Raw genomic sequence first — 14,153 nt, 5'->3', positions numbered from 1 at the left:
GCTAGTCGGCCGGGCGTGCCAGCACCAGCGTCCAGAGGCGCCGGGCGCCCCGGATCTCGCGTGGGTCGGCGTCGATGCCGGCCTCGGTCATCGCCGGCGCCAGCAGGTTCTCGTCGTGGCCCGGGCTGCCCTGCCAGGCGCGCAGGACCGTGCGCGGCGAGCGCTGGCCGGCGGCCAGGTTCTCCGCGGCCGAACGGAAGCGGTAGCCGGCGGCCCCCAGCCGCGCCGGCAGGCAGGCGCCGCCGGGGCTGCAGTGGGCGAAGTAGCCCCCGCGCGCCATGGCGTCGTTGTGCGCGGCCGCGGCTTCGGCCAGGCGATCGTTCCAGGCCAGGGCGGCCAGGCCGTGGCTCTGGCGATAGCCGTTGATCAGGTCGAGCAGGGTGCGTTCCTCCCGGGCCAGGCGCGCCTCGGCGCCCGGCGCCTGACTTCCGCCGCCGACCAGGTTGTCGGCGAGGCTGGGCGTCGCCACTATCGCCCAGAGGACGAGTGCCAGCGAGAGCTTTTGCGTGCGGAGCAGAAGGCGGAGGAGCTCCGGCCGTCTGTCGGGCGCCGCGCGGGCCCTGCTCATTCCGGGGCCTTCCCGACCGGCGGCTCCGCCCCGGCATCCTCCGCGCGGCCGCGGCTCAGGCGAAGCAGCAGCGGCGAGCTGCGGATCAGCGCGACGAAGCGCGCCCGTGCCGCGCGCGGCACCGCCGGCCGGCGCGTCATGCGATAGAGCACGAAGGCGACGAAGCCGCCATGCATCGCCGAGGTGTAGAGGAAGAAGGCCGGCGGCCCGAAATGGTCGATCACGAGGGAGGCCGCGAAGGGACCCACGGTCGCACCCAGCGAGAAGAAGAAGGTCAGGCCGAGCGACAGCTCGACGTACTCGCCGGGCCGCGCATGGTCGCTGGCGTGCGCGACCGACAGCGAGTAGAGCGGGAAGGCGAAGCCGCCGAACAGGAACACCCCGGCGAAGATCGCGCCGCCCTGCGCGTGCGACAGCAGCAGGCTGGCGAGAGCCGCGCCGGCCGTCGAGAGGATCAGCACGGTGCGCCTCTCGAAGCGGTCGGACAGCCAGCCCAGCGGAAACTGGAACAGCGCCCCGGCCGCGATGCCCAGGCTCATGAACAGCGCGATGCCATCGATGTCGAGGCCCATGCCCTGGGCGTAGACAGGGCCCAGGGTGCGGAAGGCGCCGTTGGTCAGGCCGATGGTGATGCAGCCTGCGCAGGCGACCGGCGACAACAGCCAGATCGCCCGCGGCCGCAACAGGGCCCGCTCCGGCGGCGCCGGGCTCTGCAGGCGCGAGGCGGCGACCGGGATCATGGCGGTGCAGTAGAGAATCGCCGTGACCACGAAAAGCGCGAAGCCGCCGGGACCGATCGCCGGCATCAGGAACTGCGCGCCGGTCACGGCGCTGAGGTCGACGATCCGGTAGATCGAGAGGATCCGGCCGCGGTTGCCGCGGTCGGCCAGGTCGTTCAGCCAGCTCTCGATGACCGTGGCGATGCCGGCGAAGGCCATGCCCATCAGGGCGCGGGCGGCGACCCAGACCCAGGGGTCGATCAGCAGCAGCATGATCAGCACGGCGATCGCGGCGACCGAGGCCATCACCGCGAAGATGCGGATGTGCCCGGAGCGTTGGATCAGCTTGGCGGTCATCAGGCAGGCAGCAAAGGTGCCGACGTAGTAGGCGGCGCCGATCAGGCCGAGCTGGACGTCGGAGAAGCCCTCGGCGCGACCGCGCACGGCGACCAGCGTCAGCAGCACGCCGTTGCCGGCGAGCAGGATGCCCGCCGACAGCAGGATCGGCAGCAGCGCCGCGATCCGCACGCCCCGGGTCTGGGCCGCCGGCTCGCTCATGGGCGGGAAGCCGCGGCGACGTCGCTCGGCGCGGCCTGCCGCTGCAGGACCAGGTGGTGCAGGTGCCAGCGCTTGCGGTCGCCCTTGGGGGTGGTCGTCTCGCTGCGCTCCTCCCTGCGGTCCAGGACCTCGTAGCCGGCGAGCAGCGGCGCCAGTCCCTCGGCGTCCTGCACCGTCAGGCCGGCGTTCCCGGCCCAGTCGTCCTCCGGGCCGAGCAGCTGGCCGCAGAACAGGCCGCCCGGCGGGAGAGCGCGGCGGATCGCCGTCCAGGTGGCGGCGAAGTCGGGCGGCGCCAGCAGGAAGAGTACGAAGCTGGCGTTGACCAGCTCGGCCTCGGGCAGGGGGGCGAGCGACTCGATCCGGGCGACCCGGCAGTCCAGGCGGTCGCCGGCGGCGGCCTCCGGACGGCGCTTCAGCGACTCGACGGCCGCCTCCTCCGCGTCCAGCGCCAGGACCCGCCAGCCGCGGCGCAGGAGCTCGACGGTGTCGCGGCCGGCGCCGCAGCCGAGGTCGAGCGCCCGCGCCGGGGCGCGGCCGGTTGCTTCCCAGGCCGAGAGGGCGGCCAGCAGCGTGTCGCGCGCCGGCCGCTCGGCGGTCTGTCGATAGTAGCGTCGCCAGCGATGGCGCGAGCCCTGCATGGGACGCGAGCTTAGGCGGCGCGGGCGTGGATTGACAGGGGCCGCGGGTGGGACGATATCCGCGGGCGGCGCCAGCCCTCGGCGCTGCTTTCGGATTCCACGCCCAGATGCACAGCAGGGACTTGCGCGCCGACCGGCGCCTCGAGGTCGGGCTCGCGCTGCTCGCCGAGCGCCGGCCCACGGCGGCGGCGAAGGCCGTCGAGGCGGCCCTGGAGATCGACCCCGGCTACGGCGACGCCTGGTTCGCCCTCGGCGAGGCGCGCGAACTGGCCGGCCACCGCCGCCGGGCCGCCGCCGCCTGGCGTCGCTACCTCGCCCTCGAGCCGGCCGACCCGCTGGGCGCGGGGCTGCGGCTCGCGCTGCTCGGCGCCGCGCCGCCGCCAGGCCGGCCGCCCGAGGCCTACGTCACGCGCCTGTTCGACCAGTACGCGCCGCGCTTCGACACAGCCCTGCGCGGCGGCCTCGGCTACGACGCCCCCGAGCTGCTGGCAGAGGCCGTCGCCGAGGCGGGAAGGGCGCGCACGCCGGACGGCGCCCTGCTGCCGCGCCGGGTGCTCGATCTGGGCTGCGGCACCGGCCTGTGCGGGCCGCTGTTTCGCGAGCAGGCGGTCTGGCTGGAGGGCCTGGACCTGTCGCCCGGCATGCTGGCCCGGGCGCACGAGCGGCGGGTCTACGACGCCCTCGTCGCAGGGGAGGCCGTCCGCCATCTCGCGGCGGTCGGCAGCGCCGCCGACCTGGGCACCGGCGCGCGCTTCGACCTGATCGTCGCCGCCGACGTGCTGGTCTACCTCGGCGACCTGAGCGCGCTGTTCCAGGCGGCCTTCGGAGCCCTGGCCCCGGGCGGGCTCTTCGCCTTCACCCTGGAGCGCGGTCTCGAGGCCGACCCGCCGCAGCCCTACCGCCTGCAGGCGAGCCAGCGCTATGCCCACCACCCGGCGGGCGCCGCGGCGCTCGCCGCCGCAGCCGGCTTCGAGACCCTGACGCTCGCGCCGGCCAGCTTCCGGCTCGAGGCCGGTCGGCCCGTGCCGGGCGTCGTCGTGCTGCTCCGGCGTCCGGAGGCGGCGACGGCACCGCTGCTCCTGGCGCTCGAGGTGCCCCGCGGCCGGCCGACGGCCTGAGCCTCGCCGCGCCGATCACGGGCCGTCCGGGGACTCGCGGAAGGCCCGCCAGCCGGCCAGTATCCGGGTCGCCGTGGTGATCCAGCACAGCCCGCCGAACAGCCAGGCGAGCGGCTGGAAGGCTTGGGGAAACAGGCAGATCGCCAGCAGGAAGGCGATCGTCTCGGTGCCTTCGGTGAGGCCGCCCAGGTAGTAGAGCGACTTGCGGCCGCGCAGGCTGGTCGTCAGGCCGCGCTTGGCGGCGACGACCGCATAGGCCAGGAAGGTACTGCCGGTGCCGACGAAGCTGAGCACGACGAAGGCGGCGGCGAGGCCGTTGGCCCGCTCGGCAAGGGCGAAGGCGAAGGGCACCGCGGCGTAGAACAGGAAGTCGCAGACGATATCGAGGAAGCCGCCGAGGTCGCTCGCCCCGCCGCGCCGGCGGGCAACCGCGCCGTCCAGACCGTCGGCCAGGCGGTTGGCGAGGATTGCGGTGACGGCCAGGTCGTACTGCTGCCAGGCGATCGCCGGCACGGCGAGCAGCCCGATCGCGAATCCCCCGAGCGTGACCCCATTGGCGGTCACGCCGACGCCGGCCAGGACGCCGGCGAGGCGGTCGAGGGGCGGATCGATCAGGCGGCGCAGCGGCGCATCGAGCATCGGTGCATTCTAACCTGCGGTTGGGTGGACCTGCGCGAGTCTTCGCGCATCGCCCGAGTCTGGCACCCCCGGCGCCTCAGGAGGGCCCCAGCAGGCTCAATTCTTCGTTACCAATCAAAGAAAGTATAACAAGGGACAACTGATACGGGTTGGCAACTTTCCGGCTTGCCCGTAGGATTATTGCTACCGCAAGTTAGGGGAGGGTCCGCGCGTGGCGCGACAGACAACGGCATCGAAGGAGCCCTGCGAGCAGGGCGATCGGCTGATCCTCGTCAAGGGTGGGGGGCGTCCCGAAGACGTCGCGGCGCGCGTTCGCGACCTCCACCGCCAGTTCGGCCGGGTCCTACAGCAGCGCATCAGCGAGCTCGGCCTGACGCTGGGCACCTGGTACTTCCTGCGCGCCCTCTGGGAGGAGGACGGCCTGAGCCAGCGCGAGCTGTCGCAGCGCATCGGCACCATGGAGCCGACGACCGTGAGTGCCCTGAACGCCATGGAACGCCTCGACCTGGTCCGCCGCGAGCGCGATCCCCACGACAAGCGCCGGCGCCGGGTGTTCCTGACCGAGCACGGCCGCAGCCTGAAGCAGCAGGCGCTCGGCCTGCTTGGCGAGCTCGACCGCCAGGCGCTCGGCGGCCTCAGCCCGTCCGAGATCGGGCAGCTCCACCTGCTGCTCGACGGCGTGCTGGAAAACCTGCGGGTTCAGCGCAGCCACTGACCCCCCTTAAAGAGCCCCGGGAGAACCGGCCCCTGCCGCCCATCGGGACGGCGCGCGGCGGCCCCCGGCGCATTTTTGCTTGCACCGCCCGGGCTCGCGCGGTTCCTCTACCCGCCGCCCCGAGGCCGGAGCCGGCCTGTCGGGAGCGAGGGACCGGGACAGGGAGAGCGGCGGGCGATGGCTTGGCAGAAGGTGGCGACGCAGGGCGACGTCGGTGACGGCGCTGTGATCCAGGTGACGGTCGGCGGCCGGCAGATCGCGCTCTATCGGGTCGGGGGCGAGATCTTCGCCACCGACAACATCTGTACCCATGCCTTCGCCTGCCTGCACGAAGGCTATCTCGACGGCCACACCATCGAGTGCCCGCTCCACCAGGGCGTGTTCGACATCCGCACCGGCGAGCCGCTGGAGGGCCCGGTCGACGAGCCGCTTCCGATCTTCCCGGTCAGGACCGAGGGCGACGACATCCTGATCGACATCTGACGCAGGGGACCGGCGGAGCGGGCGGTGGGGCGCCGGCTTTTGCGCCAGGTCAAGTCGGGGCGGCGGTCGCAGCGCTAGAAGGGCGCCATGGAACCCGCCCTGCTCGCCCGCTACGACCGCGCGGTCCCGCGCTACACCAGCTACCCGACCGCGCCGCACTTCCACGGCGGCGTCGAGGCGGCGCACTACGCGCGCTGGCTCTCGGAGCTGCCCGAGGGCGCGCCGCTGTCGCTCTACCTGCACATTCCCTTCTGCGACTCGCTCTGCTGGTTCTGCGGCTGCAACACCCGGGTGGTGCGCGAGCACAAGCCGATCGCGGCCTATCTCGACCTGCTGGCGCGTGAGCTCGACCTCGTCGCGGCGCGCCTGCCGGGCCGCTTCGCGGTTTCCCATCTGCATCTCGGCGGCGGCTCGCCGAGCCTGCTGCGCCCGGCCGAGATCGACAGCCTGATGGCCGCCATCTGGCGGCGCTTCGACAGGGCCCCCGGCGCCGAGGTCTCGGTCGAGATCGATCCGCGCGACCTCGAGCCGGCGGTCGTGGAGGCCTTCGCCGCGGCCGGCATCACGCGCGCCAGCCTGGGCGTGCAGGACTTCGCGCCGCGGGTCCAGAAGGCGATCAACCGCCTCCAGTCCTTCGAATGCACGGCCGCCGCGGTCGAGTCCCTGCGCGCCGCCGGTATCGCGGCGGTCAACCTGGACCTGCTCTACGGCCTGCCGCACCAGGACCTGGCGAGCCTCTCGGAGACCGTCCGCCTGGCGCTCGAGCTGGCGCCCGACCGCCTCGCCCTCTTCGGCTACGCCCACGTGCCCTGGATGAAGAAGCACCAGCGGCTGATCCCAGAGGCCGCGCTGCCGGACGGGCCGGCGCGCTGGGCCCAGGCCGAAGCCGCGGCGGCGCAGCTGGTCGCCGCCGGCTACCGGCGCATCGGCCTCGACCATTTCGCGCGCCCGGAAGATTCCCTGGCATTGGCCCAGGCGGCAGGGCGGCTGCGGCGCAACTTCCAGGGCTACACGACCGACGAGGCGCCGGTTCTGCTCGGCCTCGGCGCCTCCTCGATCGGCAGCCTGCCGCAGGGCTACCTGCAGAACGCGCCGGACCTGCCGACCTACCGCAAGGCCGTGCTGGCCGACCGCCTGCCGGTCGTGCGCGGCATCGCGCTGAGCGACGACGACCGGGCGCGCCGGGCGGTCATCGAGCGGTTGATGTGCGATTTCGCCGTGACCCTCGACCGCGAGGCCTACGCGGCCGAGCTGGCGGCGCTCCGGGGGCACGCCGCCGACGGCTTGGTCGAGCTGGACGGGGGGCGCCTCCGGGTCACCGAGTGCGGACGGCCGCTCGTCCGCTCGGTCGCCGCCGTCTTCGACCGCTACCTCGCGCCCGGCGAGGGAAGGCACTCGCGCGCGGTGTGACCCCCGCGCTCAGAGGCGCAGGAAGGCGGCGGCGTTGTCGTGGAGCCACTTGCGCTTGACGCTGTCCTTGAGCGGCAGGGCCTCGACCTCCTCGACGGCACGCGCGACCGGCTGCATCGGCCAGGCCGAGCCGAAGACGAAGCGGTCCTGCAGCACCGTGTTGCCGTACTGCAGCAGCGGCTCGTAGCCGGAATGAGCGACCCCGAGGTACTTCGGCCGGACCGCCACCAGCCCGATGTAGACGTTGGCGTGCCGCCAGGCGACGCCGAGCAGCTCCTGGACCCAGGGCCAGCCCGGCGGCGAGGCGATGACCCGCAGCTCCGGGAAGTGGACCATGACCTCGTCGAGCTGCAGGGGGTGGCCGTACTTCATCAGCGACTGGGTCGAGAAGTTGATCGAGCAGTGCAGGTTGACCGGCACGTCGAGCTCGATGCACTTGGCGTAGAGCGGATAGAGCCGCGGATCGTTGATCGCGATCTGGTTCTCGAAGCCCTGGATGTTCAGGCCCTTGAGGCCCAGCTCGCGGATCGCGACCTCCAGCTCGCGGATCGCGGCCATGCCCTTCAACGGATCGACGCCTGCGAAGCCGATGTAGCGCTCGCCGTGGCTCTTGCAGAAGGCTGCCACGTCCTCGTTGCGGATCTTGAGCCCGAAGCTGGTCTCGACGTCGCGCGCCTTGATCACGACGTGGCGGGCGTCGAGCCTGTCGTACATCGCCAGGTAGCGCTCCAGGGCCTGCGCTTCGTCGGTCTCCTGGCCGGCCGCCAGCTCGCTGGACTGGTAGACGCGGCGATAGTTCTGCAGGTGACCCTTGTTGGCGCGCTCGCCCTGGAGCGCGGCGACGGGAGGCGTGCTGCCGTAGTCGATCATCGTCACGAGGAATTCCTTCTGCGGGCGACGCCGGAGCCCGCGAGGCGGCGGTCCCAGGCGTCGCGGAACTGGTAGTAGCGGCCGACCAGCGGCATGAACCAGGGCGTCTCGCGATAGAACCAGCGGCCGGGATGCTCCAGGCCCTCGAAGGCGCTTCGCTCGTTGCCGCCGGCCATAGTCAGGGCGGCGCGGTAGCCGAGGTAGCTCATCATGGCGACGCCGCTGCCGTTGCAGCCGACCGCGTAGTGGAGCCCGTCGACCGTGCCGATATGCGGCAGGAAGTCGAAGGAGAATGCAACGTTGCCGGTCCAGGAATGCGTGACCCGCACGCCCTCGAGCTGCGGGAAGACGCGCAGCATGGTGCGGTGGAGCAGGCGCGCCGAGCCGCGCTCGTCGATCGGGCTGAAGCTCTCGCGGCCGCCGAACAGCAGGCGCGTGCCGTCGGGCGACAGGCGGAAGTAGCTCAGCACCCGCTTGGTGTCGTTGATCGTGCGGCCGGTCGGGATCAGGGCGGCGGCGCGCTCGCCGAGCGGCTCGGTGGCGATGATGTAGCTGCCGAGCGGGATGATCCGGCGCCGCAGCCAGGGCTTCAGGCGGCCGCTGTAGCCGTTGGTGCCGAGGAATACGCCCCCGGCGCGGATCCGGCCGCGGGGCGTCTCGACCGCGAAGCCGCCCGCCTCGCGGCCGATGGCGGTCGCCGGGCAGTTGGCGACCAGGGTGACGCCGTGGCGCCGGCAGGCCGCCATCAGGCCCTGGTGGTAGAGCGCCGGCTGCAGCTGGCCGGATTTCTCGACGACGATGCCGCCGTGGTAGAAGTCGCTGGCGATCTCCTGGTGCTGGGCCTCGGGCTCGACCAGGCGCACGCCCGCCTGGCCGGCGCTCTTGGCGGCCAGGGCCCGGAAGTGCGCCGGCGTCAGGGCGCCGACGAAGCGGCCCTTGACCCGCCAGTCGCACTCGATCGCTTCGCGCTCGATCAGCGTCTCGATGTGCTCGTAGGAGCCGGCGGCCTCCGCCAGGAGGGCGCGGTAGCGCGCCTCGCCGAGCAGGCGCACCGCCGGCGAGGCCTGCGCCGCGGAGGGCGCCTTGCCCAGGTTCGAGCCGCTCGAGACATGCCCGGCGTTTCGCGTGCTGGCGCCCTCGCCGAAGCGGCCGGCCTCGAGCACGGTCACCGCGGTGCCGCGCCGGGCCAGCTCGAGAGCGGCGTTGAGGCCGGCGAAGCCGCCGCCGACCACGACCACGTCGCTGCGCTCGGGCGGCCCCTCGCCGTCCAGCGGGTCGGGCGCCGCCGCCTCCCACCAGTAGGGCGCGGCCTTGAAGTCGGGGTGGAAGATGTCGTCAGGCAAGGGGCGCGTCCTATGGCTCAGCGGATCGGGTTGACGCCGACGCCGAAGCGCGAGGCGAGGGCGACGACCAGCGCGACCAGCAGGATCTGCAGGACCGAGACGGCGGCGATCGTCGGGTCGATCTCGAAGATGATGTTCTCGAACATCTTCTTGGGCAGCGTCGCGTTGGTGCCGCTGGTGAAGAGAGCGATGATCAGCTCGTCGAAGGAGGTGATGAAGGCCAGGAAGGCAGCCGAGACGATCGAGGGCCGGATCTGCGGCAGGGTGATCCGCCAGACCGCGCCGAGCCGGCTGGCGCCGAGGCCCATGGCCGCCTGCTCCTGGTTGGCGTCGAAGGTCCGCAGCGCCGCCCCGACGACGAGCACGACGAAGGGGATGGCGTAGATCGTGTGGCCGAGCATGACGCCGTACCACTCGCCGATCAGCCTGAAGCGGGCGAAGACGCCGTAGAGCGCCACCGCGATGATGATGTTGGGCACGATGATCGGCGCCGCGACCAGGCGGTCGACCCAGGCGCGCCCCGGGTAGTGGCCGCGCACCAGGCTGAAGGCCGCCAGCGTGCCGAGCAGCGTCGCCAGCACCGTGGTGCCGAGGGCGACCTTGATGCTGGTCACCGTCGCCTGGATCCAGGAGGGATCGTTGAGATAGCTCTCGTACCATTGCCAGGAGAAGCCGGGCGGTGGGAAGGAGAGGTAGCGCGCGGCGCTGAAGGAGATCGGGAAGACGACGAACAGCGGCGCCATCAGGAAGAAGAAGACCAGGGCGCAGTAGAGCCCGAGCAGCGAGCGGAAGCCGGAGCGGCGTCGGCGCGCCCGGACGGTCCGGGGCTGGGAAGGGCTCACCATTTGCGGTCCCCCTTCATCGCCCACTTCATCAGGCCGTAGACGATCAGCGTCGCCGCGAGCAGCACGGCCGAGAGCGCGCCGGCGAACTCCCAGTTCAGGAACTTGTTGACGTACTGCTCGATCAGCACGGCGATCATGGTGACGCGGCCGCCGCCGAGCAGCGCCGGCGTGATGAAGAAGCCCATCGAGAGGATGAAGACCAGGGTCGCGCCCGACAGCACGCCGGGCAGGGTCAGCGGGAAGTAGACTCGCAGGAAGACCCGCCAGTCGGGCGCGCCGAGACCGCGCGCCGCGGCGACGAGGTTGAGGTCGATGCGCTGCATGGCGGCGTAGACCGGGAAGATGAAGAAGGGCATCAGCACGTGCACCATGCCGAGCAGCACCGTCGGCATGGAGTGCAGCAGCACCATCGGCTCTTCGATGATGTCGAGCGAGAGCAGCGCCTCGTTGAGCACGCCGCGACGTCCCAGGATGACCATCCAGGCGTAGGTGCGCACCAAGATGCTGGTCCAGAAGGGCATCAGTACGCAGAAGAAGCCGATGGTCCGCCACAGGGGCGGGGCGACGGTCAGGAAGTAGGCGACGGGATAGCCGAGCAGGAAAGCGAGCAGCGTGACGTAGGCGGCGATCTCGAAGGTGTTCCAGATGACCTGGAGAAACAGGCTGCCGGTCAGCGCCTTGACGTAGGGCTCGACGGTGCCCGCCTGGATCGGCAGCAGCATGAACTGCGCGACCGGGATCGCGAACAGCACGAGCAGGAACACCACCGTCGGCAGGCCCAGCAGCAGGGGGCCTCGGTGGGGGCTGCCGTGGCTAAAGAGCCCGCGGCTGCGGCGCTCCGCCGCGACGCTCACGCGCCCGCCTCGGGATCGGCGATGACGTGGAGGTCGTGCGGGTCGAGGCGGAAGGCCAGGCGCGCGCCCTCGGGCCGGACCTGGTCCTCGCCGCGGCCCGGCCAGCGCAGCAGCACCTCGAGGCCGCTCGGCAGGGTGACGCGGTACTTCTCGGATTCGCCGAGGTAGACGACCTCCTTGACGACGCCCTCGAAGAGATTCGGCCCCGCACCCTTGCCCGACGCCGCCTGGCGCGGCCGCTCGGGTCGGATCAGCGCGTTCACGGCGTCGCCCGGCGCCAGGCCCCCGCGCGCCTCGGCACGCAGCGTCTCGCCTTCCCTGGTCTCGATGACCAGCAGGCCGTCCTCGATCGCCGTCACGCGGCCACGGAACAGGTTGGACTCGCCGATGAAGTCGGCGACGAAGCGGTTGGCCGGGCGCGCGTAGATCTCGCGCGGCGTGCCGAGCTGCTCGATCCGCCCGGCGCTCATCACGGCGATCGAGTCGGAGAGGATCAGCGCCTCCTCCTGGTCGTGGGTGACGAAGACCGTGGTCAGGTCGAGCCTGCGCTGCAGGCGCTTGACCTCGAGCTGCATCTGCTCGCGCAGCTTGCGGTCGAGCGCGCCGAAGGGCTCGTCGAGCAGCAGCAGCTCGGGATCGAAGACGATCGCCCGGGCGAGCGCGACGCGCTGCTGCTGGCCGCCGGAGAGCTGCGAGGGGTAGCGCTTGCCGTAGCCGGCGAGCTCGACCGTGTCGAGCGCCCACTCGACCCGCTCCTTCGTCTCGGCGCGGCCCTTGCGGCGCATCTGCAGCGGGAAGGCGACGTTCTCGGCGACCGTCATGTGCGGGAACAGGGCGTAGTTCTGGAACACCATGCCCATGTTGCGCTTGGCCGGCGCGAGCAGGGTGACGTCGCGCCCACGCACCAGCACGTCGCCGGCGTCGGGCATCTCGAAGCCGGCGATGATCCGCAGCATCGTCGTCTTGCCCGACCCGCTGGGGCCAAGGATCGTCATCAGCTCGCCGCGGCGCAGCTCGAGGTCGACATGGTCGAGGGCGACGACGTCGCCGAAGCGCTTGGCGATGCCGGCTAGGCTGAGGTCGCTCATGACGGGCGGGTCTCCAGAAAAACGTCGGCGGCGGGGAAGCGGACCTGCCGCCTCCCCGCCGGACCTGTCGGCGTTACTGGTGCGACAGCTTCCAGAGGTTCCAGCGCTCCTTGACCTCCTCGCCGTGCTCGAGCCACCACTCGAGGTCGGTCCAGACCAGGTTCTCGATGATCCCCGGGGCGGTCGGCAGGTAGGGAGCCAGCTTCTCGTCGACGTACTTGGCCGACTCGAGATGCAGGCCGGGGTAGCCGATCTCCTCGGCGTAGACGGCCTGGCGCTTCGGATCGGTCATGACCTGCAGGTACTGCTGGCCCCAGCAGGCGGTCGGCGAGCCCTTGGGAATGCCGTAGGCCGAGAGCTTGATCATGCCCTCGTTCCACTCGATGTCGATCGGGGCGCCGTCCTGGATCAGGTCGTAGAAGCGGCCGTTCCAGCCGCTCGCGAGCACGACCTCGCCGTCGAGCAGCAGCTGCGCCGGCTGCTGGCCGGAGGACCACCAGACGGTGATGTGCGGCGCGATCTCGTCCATCTTGGCGAAGGCGCGGTCGAGGTCGAGCGGGTAGAGGTCCTCGGGTGCCACGCCGTCGGCCAGCAGGGCGTACTCGAGGTTGTCGGTCGGGTCGTCGCGCAGCGAGCGCGGGCCGGGGAAGGCCTCGACGTCCCAGAACTCCGCCCAGGTCTTCGGGTGGTCGTCGTCGGGGAAGGCCTTGGTCGAATAGCCGAGCACGGTCGCGTAGGCGCTCTTGGCGAACCAGTGCGTGTTCTCCCGCGCCTCCTCGGGGAAGCCGGAGAGGTCGACGATCTCGAGGTCGATCGGGTCGAGCAGGCCCTCCTTGACCGCAACCAGGATGTCCTGGCCGCCGATCTCGGTGACCGCCCACTCGATGTTGCCGGTCTGGACCTGGGCCCGCAGCTTGGCGAGGTCGGCGGGGCTGGTGTCGATGACCTTGATGTCGAAGATCTTCTCGAAGTCGCTCGAGAAGGCGGTGCGCATCGCGGTCGCCATGGCGCCGCCCGAGGCGTTCACGACGATGGAATCGGGCTTGTCGCCGGGGCAGGCATTCTCGGCGGCCCCAGCCGTGCCGGACCAGCCCAGCACCAGGGCCAGCGCCGAGGCGGCGAGCAGGCCACCCGTCGCGCGATTCTTGTCCTGCATGTTCGATCCTTCCTCTGTTCCTATGGCGGCTCTTCTTGGCTCGGACCTCTCGCCGTCGTGGGTCGTCCGACCTGGGCGCGAGGTGCCGGAACTCGGCCCTTCGAACACTGCGCCACAGGGGGAAGGGGGAATCAAATAGCGAATTGCAGGAAGTTCATTCCTTAATGTTATATATGGCAACCGCAAGAGAGAGGGGCGGATGATCACCACCCGACAGCTTGACGCCTTTCGCGCCGTGATGCAGCACGGCACCGTGACCGGCGCCGCCGAGAGCCTCGGCCTCTCGCAGCCGGCGGTCAGCAAGCTGATCGCCGGCCTGGAGGACGAGACGCGCCTGCGCCTCTTCGACCGCGTCAAGAAGCGGCTGGTCGCGACGCCGGAGGGCGAGCTGCTCTACCTCGAGGCGGAGAAGATGGTGCTGGGGCTGGACGCTCTGCAGCGCGTCGCCGAGGGCCTGCGCACGACGCGCGCGGGCCGCCTCAACCTCGTCGCGATGCCGGCCCTGGGCCAGCGGCACCTGCCGCGGATCGTCGCGCGCTTCCTCGATGAGCACCCCGAGGCGGCCGTGACGCTGCACACCCACGGCTCGCAGGTCGCCAACCAGTGGGTCGCCGGACAGCAGGTCGATCTCGGTCTGTCGCTGCTCAACATCGAGCATCCCTCGGTGGTCAAGCGCACGCTCTGCCGGGTCGAGGCGGTGGCGGCGCTGCCGCCGGGCCACCGGCTGGCGTCGCGCGAGCGGCTCGTCCCGGCCGACTTCGCCGGCGAGAGCTTCATCTCCTTCACCCGCGACACCCGCACGCGCCATGCCATCGACCAGGTCTTCGAGGCCGCCGACGTCGATCGGGTCGAGCGCGTCGAGGCCTACATCTCCGACGTCGCCTGCAGCTTCGTCGCCGAGGGCCTCGGCGTCGCCCTGGTCGATCCCTTCACGGCGGCCAGCTTCGCCGCCACGGGCAGCCTCGTGCTGCGGCCCTTCGCGCCGGCGGTGCCCTACCAGATCCGACTGCTGCGCCCGCGCCACCGCGCGCCCTCGCGCCTGGCCGCCGCCTTCGAGCTCTTCCTGGAGGACTCCCTGGACCGGCTCATCGAGGAGCTGTCGATCCGCCGCTTTGCACCGCCGGCGCGCTGAGAGCCGGCCGCGAAGCC

Annotated in this window: 15 protein-coding genes; 5 read left to right on the top strand and 10 right to left on the bottom strand. The window is 71.7% G+C overall.

Going from position 1 to position 14,153, the window contains the following annotated elements:
* Position 1: 1 nt before the first annotated feature.
* From WD341_RS06510 to WD341_RS06500, 3 genes are read right to left on the bottom strand one after another with little or no spacing between them, the layout of a single operon-like run.
* Positions 2-568 carry a CAP domain-containing protein gene (locus WD341_RS06510; RefSeq protein ID WP_368424626.1) on the bottom strand — a complete coding sequence of 189 codons (567 nt, stop codon included), beginning with the start codon at positions 566-568 and terminating at the stop codon, positions 2-4.
* Positions 565-1,845: an MFS transporter gene (locus WD341_RS06505; protein WP_368424625.1), complete on the bottom strand. Its 1,281-nt coding sequence runs from the start codon at positions 1,843-1,845 to the stop codon at positions 565-567. Before WD341_RS06505 ends, WD341_RS06510 begins: the two co-directional genes overlap by 4 nt.
* Entirely contained in the window at positions 1,842-2,483 is a 642-nt protein-coding gene (locus tag WD341_RS06500; protein WP_368424624.1) for a class I SAM-dependent methyltransferase, read from the bottom strand. Before WD341_RS06500 ends, WD341_RS06505 begins: the two co-directional genes overlap by 4 nt.
* A 107-nt stretch (positions 2,484-2,590) precedes the next feature.
* On the opposite strand from WD341_RS06500, the gene WD341_RS06495 reads away from it, so the two are divergent.
* A complete protein-coding gene (locus WD341_RS06495) occupies positions 2,591-3,601 on the top strand; it encodes a class I SAM-dependent methyltransferase (protein WP_368424623.1) in 1,011 nt (336 codons plus the stop codon).
* A 15-nt stretch (positions 3,602-3,616) separates the two neighbouring features.
* On the opposite strand, the gene WD341_RS06490 is transcribed toward WD341_RS06495, so the two are convergent.
* Entirely contained in the window at positions 3,617-4,240 is a 624-nt protein-coding gene (locus WD341_RS06490) for a CDP-alcohol phosphatidyltransferase family protein (protein ID WP_368424622.1), read from the bottom strand.
* 211 nt (positions 4,241-4,451) lie between these two features.
* Here WD341_RS06490 and WD341_RS06485 point away from each other — a divergent pair, with 211 nt between their 5' ends.
* The 3 genes from WD341_RS06485 to hemN all read left to right on the top strand — a co-directional run bounded on the left by WD341_RS06485 (position 4,452) and on the right by hemN (position 6,848).
* Positions 4,452-4,955 carry a MarR family winged helix-turn-helix transcriptional regulator gene (locus tag WD341_RS06485; RefSeq protein ID WP_368424621.1) on the top strand — a complete coding sequence of 168 codons (504 nt, stop codon included), beginning with the start codon at positions 4,452-4,454 and terminating at the stop codon, positions 4,953-4,955.
* Between the two features lie 177 nt (positions 4,956-5,132).
* A complete protein-coding gene (locus tag WD341_RS06480; RefSeq protein WP_368424620.1) occupies positions 5,133-5,438 on the top strand; it encodes a non-heme iron oxygenase ferredoxin subunit in 306 nt (101 codons plus the stop codon).
* 87 nt (positions 5,439-5,525) lie between these two features.
* On the top strand, positions 5,526-6,848 hold the full coding sequence (gene hemN, locus WD341_RS06475) for an oxygen-independent coproporphyrinogen III oxidase (RefSeq protein ID WP_368424619.1): 1,323 nt from the start codon (positions 5,526-5,528) through the stop codon (positions 6,846-6,848).
* Between the two features lie 9 nt (positions 6,849-6,857).
* On the opposite strand, the gene WD341_RS06470 is transcribed toward hemN, so the two are convergent.
* From WD341_RS06470 to WD341_RS06445, 6 genes are all read right to left on the bottom strand, one after another.
* Complete coding sequence (locus tag WD341_RS06470) at positions 6,858-7,718, bottom strand: amidohydrolase family protein (protein ID WP_368424684.1); 861 nt, start codon at positions 7,716-7,718, stop codon at positions 6,858-6,860.
* 2 nt (positions 7,719-7,720) lie between these two features.
* Positions 7,721-9,061: an NAD(P)/FAD-dependent oxidoreductase gene (locus WD341_RS06465; RefSeq protein WP_368424618.1), complete on the bottom strand. Its 1,341-nt coding sequence runs from the start codon at positions 9,059-9,061 to the stop codon at positions 7,721-7,723.
* A gap of 17 nt (positions 9,062-9,078) precedes the next feature.
* On the bottom strand, positions 9,079-9,903 hold the full coding sequence (locus WD341_RS06460; protein ID WP_368424617.1) for an ABC transporter permease: 825 nt from the start codon (positions 9,901-9,903) through the stop codon (positions 9,079-9,081).
* Positions 9,900-10,760, bottom strand: coding sequence for an ABC transporter permease (locus WD341_RS06455; protein ID WP_368424616.1), 861 nt, complete (start codon positions 10,758-10,760; stop codon positions 9,900-9,902). The genes WD341_RS06460 and WD341_RS06455 overlap by 4 nt, the downstream gene beginning before the upstream one ends.
* Entirely contained in the window at positions 10,757-11,848 is a 1,092-nt protein-coding gene (locus tag WD341_RS06450; protein ID WP_368424615.1) for an ABC transporter ATP-binding protein, read from the bottom strand. Before WD341_RS06450 ends, WD341_RS06455 begins: the two co-directional genes overlap by 4 nt.
* 73 nt (positions 11,849-11,921) lie before the next feature.
* Complete coding sequence (locus tag WD341_RS06445; protein WP_368424614.1) at positions 11,922-13,004, bottom strand: ABC transporter substrate-binding protein; 1,083 nt, start codon at positions 13,002-13,004, stop codon at positions 11,922-11,924.
* 199 nt (positions 13,005-13,203) lie between these two features.
* Here WD341_RS06445 and WD341_RS06440 point away from each other — a divergent pair, with 199 nt between their 5' ends.
* On the top strand, positions 13,204-14,136 hold the full coding sequence (locus WD341_RS06440; RefSeq protein WP_368424613.1) for a LysR substrate-binding domain-containing protein: 933 nt from the start codon (positions 13,204-13,206) through the stop codon (positions 14,134-14,136).
* Positions 14,137-14,153 lie beyond the last annotated feature (17 nt).

The organism is Tistlia sp., assembly GCF_040905785.1.
GTDB lineage: Bacteria > Pseudomonadota > Alphaproteobacteria > Kiloniellales > DSM-21159 > Tistlia.
This window is presented reverse-complemented; position numbering and strand designations above follow the sequence as displayed.